The sequence below is a fragment of the Allocellulophaga tsushimaensis genome, assembly GCF_055383085.1.
Genome location: NZ_AP039451.1, coordinates 1,628,052 through 1,645,954, shown reverse-complemented (window position 1 = coordinate 1,645,954; position 17,903 = coordinate 1,628,052). Strand labels below are relative to the sequence as shown.

14 protein-coding genes are annotated in these 17,903 nt (G+C 31.9%); 6 read left to right on the top strand and 8 right to left on the bottom strand.

The window, feature by feature from the left end; genetic code table 11:
• Nucleotides 1-53 precede the first annotated feature (53 nt).
• From ACZ451_RS07145 to ACZ451_RS07135, 3 genes are all read left to right on the top strand, one after another.
• Nucleotides 54-422 (top strand): DUF2200 domain-containing protein, encoded by a 369-nt coding sequence (locus ACZ451_RS07145; protein ID WP_464216427.1) that lies wholly within the window; start codon nt 54-56, stop codon nt 420-422.
• A 208-nt stretch (nt 423-630) separates the two neighbouring features.
• On the top strand, nt 631-1,113 hold the full coding sequence (locus tag ACZ451_RS07140; RefSeq protein WP_464216426.1) for an RDD family protein: 483 nt from the start codon (nt 631-633) through the stop codon (nt 1,111-1,113).
• 304 nt (nt 1,114-1,417) lie between these two features.
• On the top strand, nt 1,418-2,506 hold the full coding sequence (locus ACZ451_RS07135; protein ID WP_464216425.1) for a hypothetical protein: 1,089 nt from the start codon (nt 1,418-1,420) through the stop codon (nt 2,504-2,506).
• A gap of 104 nt (nt 2,507-2,610) precedes the next feature.
• Here ACZ451_RS07135 and ACZ451_RS07130 read toward each other — a convergent pair whose 3' ends face one another.
• Nucleotides 2,611-2,973 (bottom strand): SnoaL-like domain-containing protein, encoded by a 363-nt coding sequence (locus tag ACZ451_RS07130; RefSeq protein ID WP_464216424.1) that lies wholly within the window; start codon nt 2,971-2,973, stop codon nt 2,611-2,613.
• Nucleotides 2,974-3,146: 173 nt separating this feature from the next.
• On the opposite strand from ACZ451_RS07130, the gene ACZ451_RS07125 reads away from it, so the two are divergent.
• The gene (locus tag ACZ451_RS07125; protein ID WP_464216423.1) at nt 3,147-6,407 is read left to right on the top strand and encodes a S41 family peptidase; all 3,261 of its coding nucleotides are present in this window, start codon (nt 3,147-3,149) and stop codon (nt 6,405-6,407) included.
• Between the two features lie 498 nt (nt 6,408-6,905).
• On the opposite strand, the gene ACZ451_RS07120 is transcribed toward ACZ451_RS07125, so the two are convergent.
• Genes ACZ451_RS07120 through ACZ451_RS07100 form a run of 5 tightly spaced genes read right to left on the bottom strand, consistent with a single transcriptional unit; the run spans nt 6,906 to nt 14,064 of the window.
• Nucleotides 6,906-10,427 carry an efflux RND transporter permease subunit gene (locus tag ACZ451_RS07120; RefSeq protein ID WP_464216422.1) on the bottom strand — a complete coding sequence of 1,174 codons (3,522 nt, stop codon included), beginning with the start codon at nt 10,425-10,427 and terminating at the stop codon, nt 6,906-6,908.
• Between the two features lie 27 nt (nt 10,428-10,454).
• Nucleotides 10,455-11,633 carry an efflux RND transporter periplasmic adaptor subunit gene (locus ACZ451_RS07115; RefSeq protein ID WP_464216421.1) on the bottom strand — a complete coding sequence of 393 codons (1,179 nt, stop codon included), beginning with the start codon at nt 11,631-11,633 and terminating at the stop codon, nt 10,455-10,457.
• 36 nt (nt 11,634-11,669) lie between these two features.
• Nucleotides 11,670-12,041: a four helix bundle protein gene (locus tag ACZ451_RS07110; RefSeq protein ID WP_464216420.1), complete on the bottom strand. Its 372-nt coding sequence runs from the start codon at nt 12,039-12,041 to the stop codon at nt 11,670-11,672.
• A gap of 58 nt (nt 12,042-12,099) precedes the next feature.
• The gene (locus ACZ451_RS07105) at nt 12,100-13,458 is read right to left on the bottom strand and encodes a TolC family protein (RefSeq protein ID WP_464216419.1); all 1,359 of its coding nucleotides are present in this window, start codon (nt 13,456-13,458) and stop codon (nt 12,100-12,102) included.
• Nucleotides 13,459-14,064: a TetR/AcrR family transcriptional regulator gene (locus ACZ451_RS07100; protein ID WP_464216418.1), complete on the bottom strand. Its 606-nt coding sequence runs from the start codon at nt 14,062-14,064 to the stop codon at nt 13,459-13,461.
• Between the two features lie 153 nt (nt 14,065-14,217).
• On the opposite strand from ACZ451_RS07100, the gene ACZ451_RS07095 reads away from it, so the two are divergent.
• Nucleotides 14,218-15,192, top strand: a complete 975-nt coding sequence (locus ACZ451_RS07095; RefSeq protein ID WP_464216417.1) for a polyprenyl synthetase family protein — start codon at nt 14,218-14,220, stop codon at nt 15,190-15,192.
• 72 nt (nt 15,193-15,264) lie between these two features.
• Complete coding sequence (locus ACZ451_RS07090) at nt 15,265-15,702, top strand: hypothetical protein (protein ID WP_464216416.1); 438 nt, start codon at nt 15,265-15,267, stop codon at nt 15,700-15,702.
• A gap of 51 nt (nt 15,703-15,753) precedes the next feature.
• Here the strand turns inward: ACZ451_RS07090 and ACZ451_RS07085 are convergent, their stop codons facing one another.
• A complete protein-coding gene (locus ACZ451_RS07085; protein ID WP_464216415.1) occupies nt 15,754-16,902 on the bottom strand; it encodes a lycopene cyclase family protein in 1,149 nt (382 codons plus the stop codon).
• Nucleotides 16,902-17,897: a hypothetical protein gene (locus ACZ451_RS07080; RefSeq protein WP_464216414.1), complete on the bottom strand. Its 996-nt coding sequence runs from the start codon at nt 17,895-17,897 to the stop codon at nt 16,902-16,904. Before ACZ451_RS07080 ends, ACZ451_RS07085 begins: the two co-directional genes overlap by 1 nt.
• Between the last annotated feature and the right edge of the window lie 6 nt (nt 17,898-17,903).

The following is a 17,903-nucleotide window of genomic DNA, read 5'->3' as shown; positions in this document are numbered from 1 at the left end:
TATGTACTATAGACTATGGTCTAACTACCAATGAATACTATAAAACTATACCAATGAAAGTTACAGCAGAAAAAAATGAAAAAGTGGCTAATATGATATTTGCATCTGTTTATCCACATTACGTAAACAGATTAGAGAAAAATGGTAGAACAAAAGAAGAACTCCAACAAGTAATAGAATGGCTCACTGGTTTTAATAAAGAGGAATTACAAACACTTATTGAAGAGAAAGCTACTTTTAGAACATTTTTCCAAAAAGCAAAAATACATCCCAACGCACATATGATTAAAGGAGTAATTTGTGGTTACAGAATTGAAGAAATAGCAGATGAATTTGAATTGTATAGGCAATGTAGGTATTTAGATAAGTTAGTGGATGAATTAGCGAAAGGTCGCAAAATGGAGAAGATTATGAGAGCTTAAAAGAAATAATACTTTTGCTACTAAGACAGAAATAGTATTAAATTCTTTAGAAATTTTGGAATAGCACCCGCAATAGATAAATGATGGAATTAGTCTTTAAATACCTTTTAATTTATCATTTTTGAATTCCTAAGTCGCCAAATTCTTTAATTTGTCAGTTAAGAAAAAAGATGTGATAATAAAAAGTAATATTTAAATTAAAAAGCTCATGGACAACAACCAAACTTTAGATAAAATACAAACAGAATCTTCTGTTGGAAAAAGGTTTCTAGCTGGATTTATAGATTACTTAATTATATATGCTTTCTTTTTTATATACGGTTATCAATTTGGTCAACCAGATGGGGATGGAGGCTTTACAATTAGTGGACTTCCTGCTCTTGGTCCAGTATTATTTTGGGGACTTATGACAGTTGGACTTGAACAATTTTTTGGAGCAACTCTTGGAAACGGAATTGTTGGAATAATGCCTAAATCGATAAAAAAGGAATCGGGCGGACTAAATCGGAGTAACCATTTAGGCAAACTAACTTTTGGGCAATCTTTTAAAAGACATCTGCTTGACCCTATAGATATGTTCTTTTTTGGACTCGTTGGAATTATAACTATTAAAAACACAGAATTAAATCAAAGACTAGGCGATATGTGGGCAAAAACTGTGGTTATAAAAAGTAAATTGGACAAGAAATAAAAAATAAATGTTCATGGAATAGGGCAAAAGAGCTAGTAGAATAAAATAACTAAGCATACTAACTCTTTATTATTTATAGTGTATAAAGGAAATGTATATGATGCAATATTCCATTAGAATACAACCAAATTGAATATTTATATCCGTTTTCATTTTAAAAATAAATACAACTACAAACACTTTTGAAATATCCAGGAACCCAAATTACACAACATTCTACATGCTAATATCGTTATGCTAAACAGTTTGGTGGTTTAAATGAGTGAAACTATCAAACGCTTTAGTTTATCAATTTAAGTTGATCATGGGATTATCAAAAAAAATCAAAACGTGTTTATTATTGTTTATAACGATACAATTAGGTGCACAAGAAAATGTAATAGAAGAAAAAATAGCAGGTGTTTGGCAGCAAACTCAGGTTATATATAACTCCTCATCAGATCAAGCAATTAAGGAAATTTCTAATCCAAAATCTAAATTAACAATAGAAATAAAAAAGGATAACACTTTTGCTAAAAGTGTAAGTGATTCACCAGAAGTAATCTTAGGGAAATGGGAATTGGATATCGAAAAAGAAAAAGAAGTCTATTTCAGTTTTGCTACAAATTTAGCGTTATTAGCTGGTTACATAGAACGTAATAAAATTTTAAAAATAGACACTACTAGTCTTGTACTTGAAGAAAAAATTAATGATGATGGAAAAATCTATTTTACGCAATATCATTATAAGAGAATAAATGATAAAAAAGAAAAGCAAGAAGAACTTTTAGAAAAAGAGAACTTAGCTAAAAAATTAGAACTAATTAAAGTTAGAAACAGTATTGTTACTGAAAATCAAATAGTTGATTTCTCAAATACCTTTATCAACTATTTAAAAAATAAAAACAGTAAAGATTTTAACTCCCTTGTTATTTCTAAAGAAGATGTATTAGCTATCTTACATGAAGAAATAGCCTTAAAAAAATCAGAAGAAAAAGAAGCGCTACTAAAAGAAGTGCAACAATTTTTCAGCGAAAAAAGATCTAAAATAGCTGAAAAGATTAAAGAATTAGATGAAAATCTTTTTAAAAATAACACCTTTAAAATAGACCAAAAGAAATTAAATTTATTAGATAAATTTATAATTAACACTAAGTTTCTAGAAAAAAAATCTGATAAAACAGGTCATCGTTTCTCTATAATATTAGTTTATACGGATAGCCAAAGATGCATCCTTATTCGTTTTAAAAATACTTTAATGTACGATGGTGCTCTTAAAATTTTTGAAGAAGATATGTATTTTCAAGATTATGATGATGTTGATAAATATAATCAAGTAAGACCATTTTTAATTAAGAAAGAAATTAAAGACTTAGAAAATATAAAAGAAAAATTAACTGCAGAACAACAATAAAACATTTTCTGTTTGTTAAAGTTTTATCATATTTTAAAATATAACCAAGAAAGGCTTTCACTTTAAATTATTGTGAAAGCCTTTCTTATCTAAAAGTTATGATACTATTCTTTATAAAAAAACTGCTCTTTTATAATTTTACCATCTTCTACTTCATAAACAGCAATTTCTGACATTGTAGAACGTTGCCCAGAAGGTTTGTGCGTAGTATCCATTTTAAACCGTACCGAAAACCAATTGTCAGCAACTAAAGGTTCTGATACTTCGGTACCATGAACTTCAAAATTTTCTTGCCACCACTCTCCTTTTTTCTGAATGCCTTCAAAACCTTCTACATAAGCTCCTTCATTTTTTCCATCATTTTCAATACTTACAATCTTAGGACTGTATAATTCTTGATACGGTTTTTCAAAATCACCTTGTTTACACCATGCTACTAATTTGTTTGCAATTTCATTTGTTTCCATGTCTATTGTTTTTTATTGATTTAGGCAAAAAAGATACAACTTATTCAACTGAAAGTCAATAGCTCTATCATTTTAAAACTGCTTCCTAATACTATTGTTTATGGCAATATTATTCGTTAATTTCATAGCCATAAATCATCAATCAATATAAACAACTCAACACAGCCTTAAAAATGAAAAAAATAATCACGTTAACACTACTCACATTACCTTTATTTCTATTCGCACAAGGAACAATGTTGCTAAGACAGCCAACTATTTCTAAAACAGAAGTAGTATTTGTATATGCCAATGATTTATGGAAGAGCCCTATAAATGGTGGTACGGCTATCCGTTTAACCAGTAACGAAGGCTATGAGTATTCGCCTCATTTTTCTGCTGATGGAAAAACCATCGCATTTACAGCACAATACGATGGTAATACAGATGTGTATATTATTCCTGCTCAAGGAGGCGAACCTAAACGCCTTACATGGCATCCTGGCGTAGACCTCGTACAGGGGTGGTCTCCAGAAGGCGAAGTTGTTTTTAGATCAGGAAGGGAGTCTAAACCCACACAAACCAACAAATTATATAGTGTATCTGTAAATGGAGGTTTACCTAAAGAAGTAGGTGTACCTAGAGCTGCATATGGAGAAATTTCTCCTGATGGGAAACATATTGCCTATACCCCTATTTCTTCTTGGGATCCAGAATGGAGAAACTATAGAGGTGGACAAGCAATGCCTATTTGGATTGTAGATCTAAAAACAAAAGAACTTACTACTACCAAACAGGCAGATAAAGAACGTCACTTAGACCCTGTTTGGTTAAACAACAAAGTATATCACCTCTCTGAAAGAGATTATACTAGTAATATCTGGTCTTTTGACCCAGTTACGAAAGCAGAAAAACAAATTACCTTTCATAAAAAATTTGATGTAAAAAGTTTAGACGCAAGTAACTCACAAATTATATATGAGCAAGGAGGTTATTTACATCTCTTGAATCCCGAAAATGGCACTACCAAACAATTAGCAATAACGGTTAATGGTGATATGAATTTTGCACGCTCCAGATGGGAAAATGTAAGTGCAAGACGATTAAGAAATGCCAGATTATCACCTACTGGAAAACGTGCTGTTTTTGAATATAGAGGCGAAATTTTTAGTGTACCAAAAGAAAACGGCACATGGCGTAACCTTAGCAATACTTCTGGTATTGCAGATCGTGCACCTGTGTGGTCTCCCAAAGGAGATAAAATAGCTTGGTTTTCAGACGCTAGTGGAGAATACAAATTAGTTACCGCAGATCAAGATGGAAAAAATCAAAAAAGTTATACCCTTCCCAATCATACTTTTTATTTTAGGCCAGATTGGTCACCAGATGGGACACATATAGCCTATTCTGATACCGATTATACTATTTGGGTGCTTAATTTAAGTACTGGAAAAGCAGAAAAAATAGCTTCTGATAACTATGCGCATCCAAACCGTACTTTAAACCCCGTTTGGTCCCCAGATAGTAAATGGATTGCCTATCCAAAACAGTTAAAAAGTCACTTTAAAGCTATTTTTGCTTACAACATTTCTACTAAAAAAACAGTGCAAATTACAGATGGTATAGCAGATGCTATAGCTCCAATTTGGGATGCTAATGGTAAGTATTTGTATTTTCTAGCCAGCACTAATTATGGTTTACAATCGGGCTGGTTAGATATGAGTTCTTTTGATGCTAGTTCAACAAGAAGTTTATATGCTGTTGTGCTCTCAAAAAATGACAAAGCACCTAACTTACCCAAAACTGATGAAGAAAAGGCTGAACCTGTAGTAGAAACTCCAAAAAAGGGATCAAAAAAAGGAAAAAAAGATAACAAAGAAATAGCTAAAAAAACACTGCAGGTTACAATTGATGAAGATGGTATTTATAAGAGAATTATAGCTTTAGAATTAGAAGAACGTAACTATGTAGAATTGTATAAAGGACCCGAGCATACTATTTTTATCAGTGAAGCGATTCCAAATGAAAGAGGTACAAAAGTATGGAAGTATGATGTTGAAAAAATGAAAGCAGACGATTATGTTTCTGGTATTTTTGATGCTACGGTATCTTTTGACCGTAAACATATTCTACTAGACCAAGGTAACTCATGGATGCTTTCTAGTACTTCTGGAAAACCAAATCCAGGAGAAGATGGATTAGAAATTAATATCAAAACAAAAGTAAACCCTACCAAAGAATATGAGCAGATTTTTAAAGAAGGATGGCGTTATATGCGCGATTTTCTTTATGTATCTAATACACATGGTGCCCCATGGGATGATGTTTATGCTTGGTACGCTCCTTGGATAAAGCATGTACGCCACAGAACGGATCTTAATTATGTGGTGGATATTATGAGCGGAGAAATTGCCATAGGACATTCTTATGTTTCTGGTGGTGATTTTCCAGATGTAAACAGCGTACCTGTTGGCTTACTCGGCTGCGATTTTAAAGCTGAAAATGGCTATTATAAAATTGCTAAAATTTATACTGGTGAAAGTTGGAACCCAGACTTAATTGCTCCCTTAGCACAACCTGGTATACCTGTAAAAGAAGGTGATTTTATTACTGCAATTAATGGACAAGCCTTAACTGTAGACCAAAACCCATATGCATTATTAGAGCAGGCTGCAAATAGAGAAATTACAATTACTGTTAATACAAAAGCTGCTCCTGGTGGAAAAGATATTCTCATAAAACCTATTAGGAGTGAAAGAGGTCTGCGCACAATAGAATGGGTAGAAGGCAACCGTAGAAAAGTAGACAAACTTTCTAATGGAAAACTCGCTTATGTGTATGTTCCTGATACTGGCGGGGGTGGTTTTACTTCTTTTAATCGGTACTACTTTTCGCAACAAGACAAAAAAGGGGTAATTGTAGATGAACGTAATAACGGTGGTGGTGCCGCCGCAGATTATATGATTGATATTATGTCTCGTGAATTATTCGGATATTTTAATAGTAAAACGGAAAGCAATCGGCCATGGACAACCCCTATAGCTGGTATTTGGGGACCTAAAGTAATGCTAATTAACGAGCGTTCTGGTTCTGGTGGAGATTTACTCCCATATATGTTTCATGCAAAAAAAATTGGGCCTCTCGTAGGCACTCGTACTTGGGGTGGCTTAGTAGGTACTTGGGATACGCCTCCTTTTATAGATGGTGGTAGAATGGTGGCTCCTAGAGGTGGATTCTATGATATTGATGGAAAATGGGCCGTAGAAGGTGAAGGTGTAGCACCAGATATTGAAGTAATCCAAAACCCAAAACTAGTATTAGAAGGACATGACCCGCAACTCGAAAAAGGGGTTGAAGAAGCCATGCGTTTATTACAAACACAAGAGTTTAACCTAAAACCTGAACCCGCAGCACCTATACGCTCAAAAAGACCTGCTGGGTATGAGAAGGAATAAGTATATCATTCAATAATTAAGTTTTGGAGAAAAATACTTCTATAGTACATTTTTCAATAGTATATTTAATCAGTTTTACAACTACTTATGTATATCTATATTTTGATTTTATAGGGTTTTTAGTCATATTGCTTTTATTGTCTTTTATTAGTTTGCCCTCATTACTAGTAATTTTAACACTCCAATATTTAAGTTTCAAGAAAAAAATTACTGTTTACAAAATAGTTTATATTTTATTGTCTTCATCTGTATTTATCGTGTCATTTATAACTTATAAAAAACTAACATATGATCCTCGGAACATTTTTCCAATTTTTGAAGAACCAAATTATATCATTTTTGGTTTGTGTTTAGGAGCTAATTTATTGGCAATTCTATACTTAGAATCCATTAAGAAAATTATCTTTAAAAGATAAATGATTATCTCATTCTAACCTTATTTAAAAAAAGCCATTTGAATTAATTCAAATGGCTTTAATATCAATAAGCATATTTATTTTAAGCAGCTAAACTCTCTGAAACTGTTTCTGCTGTAATTGATTTTTTAGAACCTCTAATTCCTAATTTTATTCGGTATACAATATTAAATAATACTGGTACAATAATTAAGGTTAGGAAAGTAGCTACGATTAAACCAAAGATTACGGTCCACGCCAAAGGTCCCCAGAAAATTACATTATCACCACCCATGTATATTTTAGGGTTAAATTCCGAAAATAAAGAAAAGAAATCTATATTTAAACCAATTGCCAAAGGTATTAAACCTAAAACAGTAGTTATGGCTGTTAAAATTACTGGGCGCAATCTTGCTTTGCCCCCTTTAATAATAATCTTAGTGACTTGATCTAAACTTAGTAAAGCTTTATCTTCTAAACCTAGTTTTAGCATTTTTCTATCGATAAGGATTTGCGTATAATCTAAAAGTACCACACCATTGTTTACCACAATACCAGCTAAGGAGATAATACCCATCATCGTCATCATAATAACAAAAGACCATCCCGTAATCATTAAACCACCAAATACGCCAATAAAGCTTAAAAATATGGCTATCATAATAATTAAAGGTTTAGAAATACCTCCAAATTGAAAGATTAAAATTAGCATGATTAGCGCTAGTCCACCAAAAAATGCGCCTACTAAAAATTGTAATTGCTTCTTCTCTTCTTCTATTTGACCAGTAAAATCTATTTTCACATCATTTGGAAGATCTTTATAATTTTCCATTTCTTTTTGAATCTCAGTCACAATAGCGCCAGCATCACTAAAGCCAGGTTTTAGCTGCGAATAGATGGTAACTACTCTTTTCTTATTCTTATGTTTAATAGCACTAAAACCAGACGAGTTTTTTTGTGAAGCTACAGATGAGATAGGGACTTCTTTGATCTGACCATTTGCGGGATCTCTAAATATGATATTTTGGTTGAATAGCGCATTTTTATTATACCTATTTTCTTGATTAAAACGTACATTAATATCATAATCTTCTCCATCAATTTTATAGACCCCTGCTTTTTCACCAAATAAAGAACGTCTTAATTGTTGCCCTACTTGCCCTACTGCCACACCTAGTTCTCCCGCTTTTTGACGATCTACTACCACTTGCATAGAGGGCTTACTTTTGTTTACATCAATTTTTAATTCCTCAATACCTGCAATATTTTTAGTATTGATAAAATTTCTGATGTCTTCGGCCGCATTAATAAGTTCTGTATAGTCTTTTCCTTCTAACTCCAGGTTTATAGGATACCCAGCTGGGGGTCCATTTGCTTCTTTCTCAACAGATATTGCTACGCCTGGGTATATCCCAGTTAAAGCTTCTTGAATTTCGGCTCTTAACTGTTCCGTGTCTCTACCTTCTCTGTATTTATATTCTTTCATAGAAACAGTCACCTTACCCCTATGTGGCATTTCTGCTACAGAACCGCCATCGGTTTGTGGGTTACCAGCACCTTCACCTACTTGAGATACGGCAGACTCTATGAGATAATTCTCTTCTCCATTGGTATATTTAGCACCATTGGCTACTGCATAAACGCGCTCTTCAATAATTTTAGTAAGCTCATTGGTTTTTTCTATAGAAGTTCCTTGCGGATATTCTATATAAGCATATATCTCATTGGGTTTATTATCAGGGAAAAATTCAATTTTAGTACGCCCATAACCAACAGACATTCCAAATAACATAAAAACGGCAATGAGCATAAAAAAAGTAATCCCAAAATACCAATACACATTTTTACCTCTTAAAGCATGTTTTATTCTTCTTTCGTACCAATTTTCAAAACGTACCATAATAGTATCTTGAAAATAATTAGCCCATTTTTTTACAGCATATTTGTATACCCAAAATAAAATGGCTGTAAAAATCAGTACAGTTCCCAAACCTCTTACAGCTCCTCCAGCAACTAAAATTAGAATACCAAAAAAAACAAGGATAGCGCTAATTCTAATTAATTGTTTTAGACTTATTTCTTTTTCTTTAATATCCATAAATTGAGATACTAACATGGAGTTCATAAAAATGGCAACAAATAATGAAGACCCAAGTACTACAGACAGGGTAATAGGGAAATAAATCATAAATTGTCCAAAAATACCAGGCCATAAACCTAAAGGTACAAAGGCCGCTACCGTAGTAAGCGTGGAAATAATGATAGGATAAGCAATTTCTCCAATACCTTTTTTAGCAGCTTCTGTTCTAGACATTCCTTCGCTCATTAAACGGTACACATTTTCTACTACAACTATACCATTATCTACAAGCATACCTAAGCCCATAATCATTCCAAAAAGAATCATTGTATTTAAGGTAAAGCTCATCCCATCAATGAATACGCCTAGGGTATCTAAAACAAAAAATGAGATAAACATAGACATTGGTATTGCAAAACCAACAAACAAAGCATTACGGAAGCCTAAGAAAAACATGAGTACCGTAACAACCAGAATAATTCCGAAGATGATATTGTTTACCAAATCATCTACTTGATTTAAGGTTCTTCCAGAAGAGTCATTAGCAATGGTAATATTAAGATCTTTAGGAAAATAATTAGTTTGAGCTTCTTTTACCAATGCTCTAATTTTTGTAGTCGCCTCTATCATATTACTACCAGATCTTTTTTTAATATCTAGCATTACTACACTTTTGCCATACTCACGTGCAAATGTTGTTTTCTCTTCTTCTTTAAAACGTACCTCAGCAATATCTTTTAGGTACACTGCACCGTTTTCAGATTTTACTACAAAATCATTTAACTGTTTAGGATCTTTTATTTCTCCTAAAATTCGAATAGTACGTCGTTGTTCACCAGATTTAAGGTTACCAGCAGACATGGTTGTATTCCCATTTCTAATGGCATCTAAAACACTTTGGAAACTAACTTTAGCCGCCATCATTTTATAGATATCTACTGCAACTTCTACTTCTTTATCTTGTGCTCCACGTATACCTACTTCTTTAATTTCAGACAAATCTTCAATTTCATCTTGCATGTATTCTGCAAATTCCTTGAGTTTTTCTACTGGGTAATCACCAGTAAAATTAACGTTCATGATAGGGAATGATTCAGATAAATTAAGATCAAAAACATTAGGTTCTACTTTAGCATTATTAAAAACAGGCCAGTCTTCACTTGCTTTTTCACTATCTACCTCGTCTTTTACTTTTTGTTTTGCTAATTCTACCGTAATACTTTCGTCAAACTCTACCGTAATTATAGAATAATCTTCTTGCGAGGTAGAGGTAACTTTTACCACATTACTGATATTTTTTAACTTATCTTCTAGCGGATCTGTAATTAAGCGTTCTACATCTTCTGCTGTATTCCCAGGGTATAAAGAACTTACATACACCTTAGTTTCTACGATCTCAGGAAAATCTTCTCTTGGCATAGACTGGTAAGAAGAATAGCCTATCCATAATAAAATAGCAATCATCACATAGATAACCGATGAATTATCTATAGACCAAGAAGAGGGCTTAAACTCTTTATTCGCATTTTTTTTCTGTTTGCTCATTTTTATAAGTCTTTGGTCTTTATTATTTTAAGACGTTTGTTTATTATTTTCAGAGATTTCAACATTTTGTCCATCTTTCACCGTTCTTGCCCCTTCTTTAATCAGTTCATCTCCATCTGCTATCCCAGAAAGAACCTCTACTACACTACCTTGCGTTTTTCCTGTAGTTATAATATGTTTTTTAACTAATGCCTTATCCTCTGCTTTTTCTGCAACATAAACATATTGTTGTCCTTCTGCATTTTCAGAAATAATACTTTGTGGAATTACAATGGCTTTTTCTTTGCTGTAATCATTAATGCTAACTCTGGCTGTTAAATTAGGTTTAATAATCCCTCCTTTATTAGGAACTGCAATCTCAGCTGTAAAAACACGATTACTAGGGTTGATAAAATTCCCTGTTTCACGTATTTTAGACAGGATTGAATCGCCTAAAACAGGAAAATATACAATTGCTTCTTTTCCTTTTTGTATGCCACCTAAATAGCTTTCTGGTACATCTACAGTAATATACATATCAGATAAATTAACAATTCGGAATACCTCTGAACCTGGGCCAGGGGCAACTACTGTACCCTGATCTTTAATAATATCGTCTATAATTCCAGAAAAAGGAGCTCTAATAGTTGTTTTTCCTAACTGACTTTGGATTTGAGCGACACTATTTTCTGTAGCTTCATAGGTTGCTTTTGCCTGTAAGTACTGTATTTCTGATCCTATTTTTTGTTCCCATAACCTCTTTTGCCTTTCAAAAGTAGTTTTTGCTAATGCTGCTTGTGTTTTTACCTGTTGTAATTGGCTACTCATTCCACCATCATCAATTGATGCTAATAATTGTCCTTTGGTAACTTTTTGCCCTTTTTTTACATAAACGCGTTGCAAAGTACCAGCCATTTCTGGATATATTAATACATTTTGCTTGGTTTTTACGCCTCCTTGCAATTCTACATAATGATAAAACGGAGCTGCTTTTGCGGTAATAGTAGTCACTAAAGGCAGTTTTTCATTACCATCTAATTTAGCAATGTTAGAATCTAATTGTTTTATTTGACTTTCTAAGGTTCTCAATTTTTCAGAAAGTGTAGCTTTTTTAGCGCGAATTGCTTTGATATCTTTAGATGCAATAATGTCTGCAACCGTTTTTTCTCCTTCTCCACAGGATACTACGAAAAGGGATAGGATTATGATGTGTATTATTTTTTTCATCTGTTTTTTTAAGTTTATGTTTAAAAGGTTATGAGGCTATAAGTTTATATTACTTAGTTGCGATTTTCTTAATTTATCAAGCATTAGTGTTATTTCAGAAATTTGTTGTCTTATTGATATTACTTGTTCACAAGTAATAAATTTTAACTTTTCTGATAAAATACTCTGGTTTAAAAGCTCTAAAGCCGAGCTAAAAGCAATTTCTGTGAAACGTGCTTTATCTTTCCATGAATTTCTTCCAGAACCTTCAGCTATGTTAGAAGGAATAGAAATAGAACACCTTCTCATTTGACTTGTAAGATTAAATTTTTCTTCATTAGGAAATGTTTTTGTTAACTTATAAATCAATTCTGATAATACAATTGATTTTTCCCAGACTATTAATTTTTCAAAAGAAAATGTTTTCATAAGTATAAATTTCTAAATGGTTATAAACTCATAAACTTTATAACCTATTATAAACTATCTATTCGTTTAATATCGTTTCTAATGCTGCTTTATTATTAATTACTGTTACCATAGACTGCAGGTAAATATTTTGTGCATCGTATAATTGTAATTGTGCCTGGCGGAGTTCAAAGCTACTTGCGATTCCTTCTTCATATTTAATCTGATTCTTTTTTTCAATTCGTTCTGCAAGCGCTAAATTCTTTTTGTTTGTTTCGTACTGCTCAATAGAGAGTATATAATTACTCTTAGCTTGTTCTAATTGTAATCTAATTTGTTCTTCTGCTTCCGAAAGTTGTGTTTTTGCTTTTTCTAAAGCTATTTTAGCCCGTTTTGTACTTGCGCTTCTTCTTAAAGAACTAAAAATTGGAATGTTTAAATCAAAACCCAATGTAGAAGCTTGAAACCATTCTTGACTTCCAAAATCAAAACGATCACTGAAAGCAAATGCCCCGTAATTCACATAGGCATTTAAAGTAGGTAGCGCTCTACTTTTCTCTAGTTTTAATTCAAAATAACGTTGTTCATTTAAATTAGTTGCTAATTTATAATCTACATTGTTTTTTATATTAAATTCAGTTGCCACAATAGTTGGGTCTATTTGTCTTTGTGCTAATGCATCTAGGTCTTCTGTTAAAGTTGTTGGAGAATTTATGGCAATTCCCATGGTTAAGTTTAGTATTTGTACTGTAATCCCTTTTAATCGTTTAGCATTTTTAAGCTGACTTTCTACATTAGACAATGTAATTTGTAATTGTTCTACACTTTCTTCATCTCCCAAGCCATTTTCAAAAACTTTTTGAGCTTCAAATAAATTCTTTTCTAGATTAGCTTTGTTTTTTTCTGCTAAGGCGATACTTGCTTCGGCTAATAATACATTACCATAGGCTTGTATAACAGCTTTTCTAACTTCTAGATCTGTTTTTTCTTTATTGTTAGCACTATAACTAATAAAAGATTTAATAGCTTGTACGCCTACAATATAAGATCCGTCAAAAATTTGCTGACGTACTGTTGCTGTAGCCCTTGCTTGTTGTGCTTGTCCAAAAACAATAGGAACAAAAGTATCAGGTCCTGGCACAACACCATCAGGTAAAAATTCTGGTGGAATAATAATAGAAGGAAACTGATTAACAGGTTGTTTTAATTGGTTTTGATAACTGATATCTCCACTAATTTGTGGTAAGCCTGATGCTATGGTTTGCCATTTCTGCTTTTGCGCATCATCTTGATCCCTTATAGCATTAATTACTTTATAATTATTTTGCAATGCAAAAGCAATAGCTTCTTCTAATGTGTAGCTAGTTGCTGGTTGCTCTTGAGAAAACAGTACGGTAAAACTAAAAAAAGAGAAGATTGTTATTATGATCGTCTTCATTTATTCTTGGTTTGAATTAATTATAGTGTTTAAAAATTTTCTTCCAGAAGGCGTTACAATCCCTCTTAAATGGTATTCTAAAAAATGATCCTGTAGTGCATCCATAGCAAACAATTTGTTTGGAAAAAGTTTCTGGTCTTTTATACTAGTAACCCCAGAAAAATAAATTCTAGCAATAAAATTAATATCAATATTGGCTCTATAAATACCCATTTCTATACCCCTTTTAATATTCTCCAAAACACATTCATGCATTAATTCAAATTGTTTGTCTTTTACAGAAGAATACACTTTAGGATAATATTTTTGCAACTGATATTGAGGGGATGATTTTTCATTATTTAAAGATTGCATTACAAACTTTTTAATTTCATACAATTCCTCTATAGGGTTTTTATCAAATGCTCTAATACAATCAATACCATCCGAAATAGACAGTAATAAATACATCGTGCTCTCTTCTACAAGCTTTGTTTTATTTTCAAAATGTGTATAGATCGTTTTTTTTGATATCCCCATTTCACTGGCTATATCATCCATAGTAACACTTTTAAACCCTAGATCTAAAAATAGCGCTGTGGCTTTTTGCAATACTTTCTCTTTCATAGCGATACAAATATAATCTAGGAAACTTTAGAAACAAAAAAAGTTTCCATAGTTTAATTTAATTTAACATTTCTTTAAGATTTACTTAAAGTAGTCTGTTTTTCAACTCAGTTTTTTAGTTTGTTTATCTTATTTTTGTGGAAAATTTTGCAGATGCATTCCATAGAACAGTACAGAGTAGAATTCGTAAGCTATTTAGAGGAAAAAAACAAAATAAAAGACCCTGTTCATCTATACGAGCCCATCAACTATATTTTAAATTTAGGAGGTAAACGTTTACGCCCTGTTTTAACTTTAATGACCGTAGAAATTTATGGAGTAAATTATAAAAATGCACTAGATGCTGCTTTAGCAATTGAGGTTTTTCATAATTTTTCTTTAGTACATGATGATATTATGGATGATGCTCCATTACGACGAGGAAAAGCCACTGTTCACGAAAAATGGGACATTAATACCGGAATACTTTCTGGCGATGCAATGCTTATAAATGCCTACCAACTATTCGAAAATTATGAAGGTGATATGTTTCGGAATCTGGCAAAACTATTTAGTAAAACAGCATTAGAAGTTTGTGAAGGACAACAATATGATGTAGATTTTGAGACGAGAGATGATGTTACCATACCTGAGTATTTAAAAATGATTGAGTACAAAACTGCTGTGCTTGTTGCAGCAGCTATGAAAATGGGAGCCATAATAGCTAAAGCAACTCCTAATGAGCAAGAAGGTATCTATAATTTTGGAAGAAATTTAGGAATAGCATTTCAATTACAAGATGATTATTTGGATGCGTTTGGAGATCCAAAGACTTTTGGCAAGCAAGTTGGTGGGGATATTATAGAAAATAAAAAAACCTATTTGTATTTAAAAGCCTTAGAAAATGCTTCAGCTGCACAAATACAGGAATTAGAACATCTATTTTCTATTCAGCCAGTTGAACCTGAAGATAAAATTACTACCGTAAAAAATATTTTTTTAGAAAGTGGTGCAGCTACAATTACAGAAGAAGCTATAGCAGATTATACAAACAAAGCCTTTAGTATTTTAAATTCTTTAGCTATTTCCGAAGACAAAAAAGCACTACTTCAACATTTTGGAGAAAGTTTAATGACTCGGAAAGTGTAACCAAAAATTGTTTTGCATCACGCAACCATTTACAATTAATGCATCTTTTTAAAAAATATAAATTCCAAAATTATGATACGCTTTAGCTTCTTTTTATTAATTCTTTTTTTTATTTCTTGTGATAACGAAGAAGAAAACACACCTCTTTTATCGTTAGAAGAATGTAGTACTACAGTAATAGAAAATGCTACTGTAGCCAATAGTATTCTTATTGGAGATTGGAAGCTCTCTCAAGAAGGTTGTAGTTTTTGTGCAAATCCAGGAATTTTTGTTACAGATCAACAAGTAAACATTTCATTTAACTCGGATGGTAGTCTTGTAGCTATTGTAAACAATGAAACTATAGAAAATGGGACTTGGGAGCTCGTACAGGCAAATGATAGCATTAGCCTGGTTGTAGATGACACATCTGGTTTTTTATCAGGTGGTATTTCATTTTGCGAAACCATGCTTACCTCAGATTCTAGTCCTTGGGATGGTCCTATTTATGTTTTTAATAAAGAAAATTAGTGTCCTCTATACTTAAAACAAAGCGTATCCTATCAAAAGAAATACTTCTTTTTACATATTAAATAGCCTTTTTATAAGTGCTTTGATAAAAGGAATAGCTTTAGGTGCTCCAATAAATCTAATATCTTCCCAAAGATTTGTTTTTTCATCTAAAAATTTAAAAATAGCTTGTGGTGTTCTTTTTTTAAATAAAGCTTCAAAAATTGACCGCCCTAAATGATTGTTTTTATAGAGCACATCTAAAAGAAGTAAGTCATAAAACCAAAATTTATCTTTTTTAGAAAAACGATCTAATGGTTTTCCTGTTTTTAAATAGCTTATTAATGCTTTTGTCTTTTTATGCGTATTTAAAAAAGTATATCCGGTACTTGGTTTTGCCCATCCACCAGACATCCCAATATGCAATAGTGTAGCAGTGTTATTTTCTGTAAACCGATAACAGGTCATAGGAATACTACCTTGTTCTTTTTCAGTAATGGTATAATTGCTACACTTTAATTGATCTTCTAAATAATTTTTTATAGCATCTTCATACTCTTGTTTAGGTAATTGTTGTTCCGAAAATAAGGTGTATTCTACTAAAGCTTCATTTGCTGAAAGAGGAAGGACATACATAAAACGAGTATTTCCTTTTTGAAGAATAGAAAAATCCATAAAAGTTGCTATGTGTTCATCAAAAATATTTTGCTCTGTTTTTACAAACCAACCTATAAAATGCTGTTGTAAAACGGGGTATTTTTTTTGCTGTAGTGCATTTTTATAATCAAAAATACTATTAAAAACCTGCTTGGCTTTAAAAGTAGTACCTGCCGTAATAACGGCCACAAAATTTCTTTGATCATCAACCTTAGTGACCGTTTCTTGTACAAAAGTTATATTGGAATATGATTGTATTTGCTCTAAATATAAAGTGTAAAAATCAATACCTTTTACCATTTTATAGGCATAAGGAGCAATTGTATAATTTTTAGATAATTCTTTTCCAGCAAAGTGAATGGTTTCCCATTTTTTATAGAGAATAGCATCAAAAGCACCAGTTCCTTCTTCCCAAAAACACCAAGTTCTATCGTTTGTATTTTTAGCATCTTTATCTATCAGAAGAATCTTTTTATCATTAAAAAAAGCATCTTTCCCTAAAGCATCTGCCAGCATTAAACCAGACGCACCAGCACCTATAATAATATAATCGTAAACATCCATTAATCTATAAGATAAGGAACTTTATAACTGGTAATGATCGGTATTGTAATTTTTTCTCGTTTTTTATCTAATTTTTCAACTAATGCTACAATTTCTATCGCAATATGTATCCCATATAAATTATCAGGGTTCCGGATGCCTAAATAGCTCTTAGAATTGGTGGTAACTGTAACAATACCAGATTTGAAATTTTCTCTTGAAGCATCTAAATCAAATTTAAAGTCTTCTTTCTCTTTAAATAAATTAGCGTCTTTTTGACTTTCAATACGATATATATCACAAATATGAGCCCCAGGAGGAGGACTTAAATTACTTACTGCATTTTGTATGGAAGCATCATCTTTTGCAAATTTGGTAAGTTGTGCCGCAAAATTAAATGAAGATAAAGTATTTTTTATATCATTTTCTTCTCTAGATGCTGTAAAAGTATAATACCATTCTTTTGTATTTCTAGGAAGGTTTACAGGAATTAAAATTCTATTTTTCCCACCTTTTAATAGGGCGTTAGAAGTACTATTTAAATAAAATTTTTCTGTCTGTACTTGCTCAGTTTCCGTTTTTGTAATGGTTCTTAAATATGAGGTTTCAAAACCGTATGTAGTATCTCTTTGTGTTTTATACCCAATAGCAGGTTTCTTCTTTCTTGTAGAATTAATAGTGTATGCAATAGTATAGTCTACTGTTTTAGAATTGTTATTTTTTAGAATTAGCATATAAATTCCATCTTTTTGCGCAGTTATTGATTTTATGTATGTTCTAATTTTTTCTGCTTTAGCAATAAGTTTATTCGGATATTCAAAGATTTGAATGCTACTAATTTTTGCTTTTTTAATTTTACGGATTCCGATCTGAAAATTAATAATATCGTCTTTATAAACTGGAATTAAAAATTCTTTTTCTGAAGAAGGCTCTATGGTTATAATTTCTTCGTTTTGATATTGCGCATTGCTAAAAACAAAAAAGAACAGTATTGAAATGGTTAAAAATCGCTGCATAGTTCA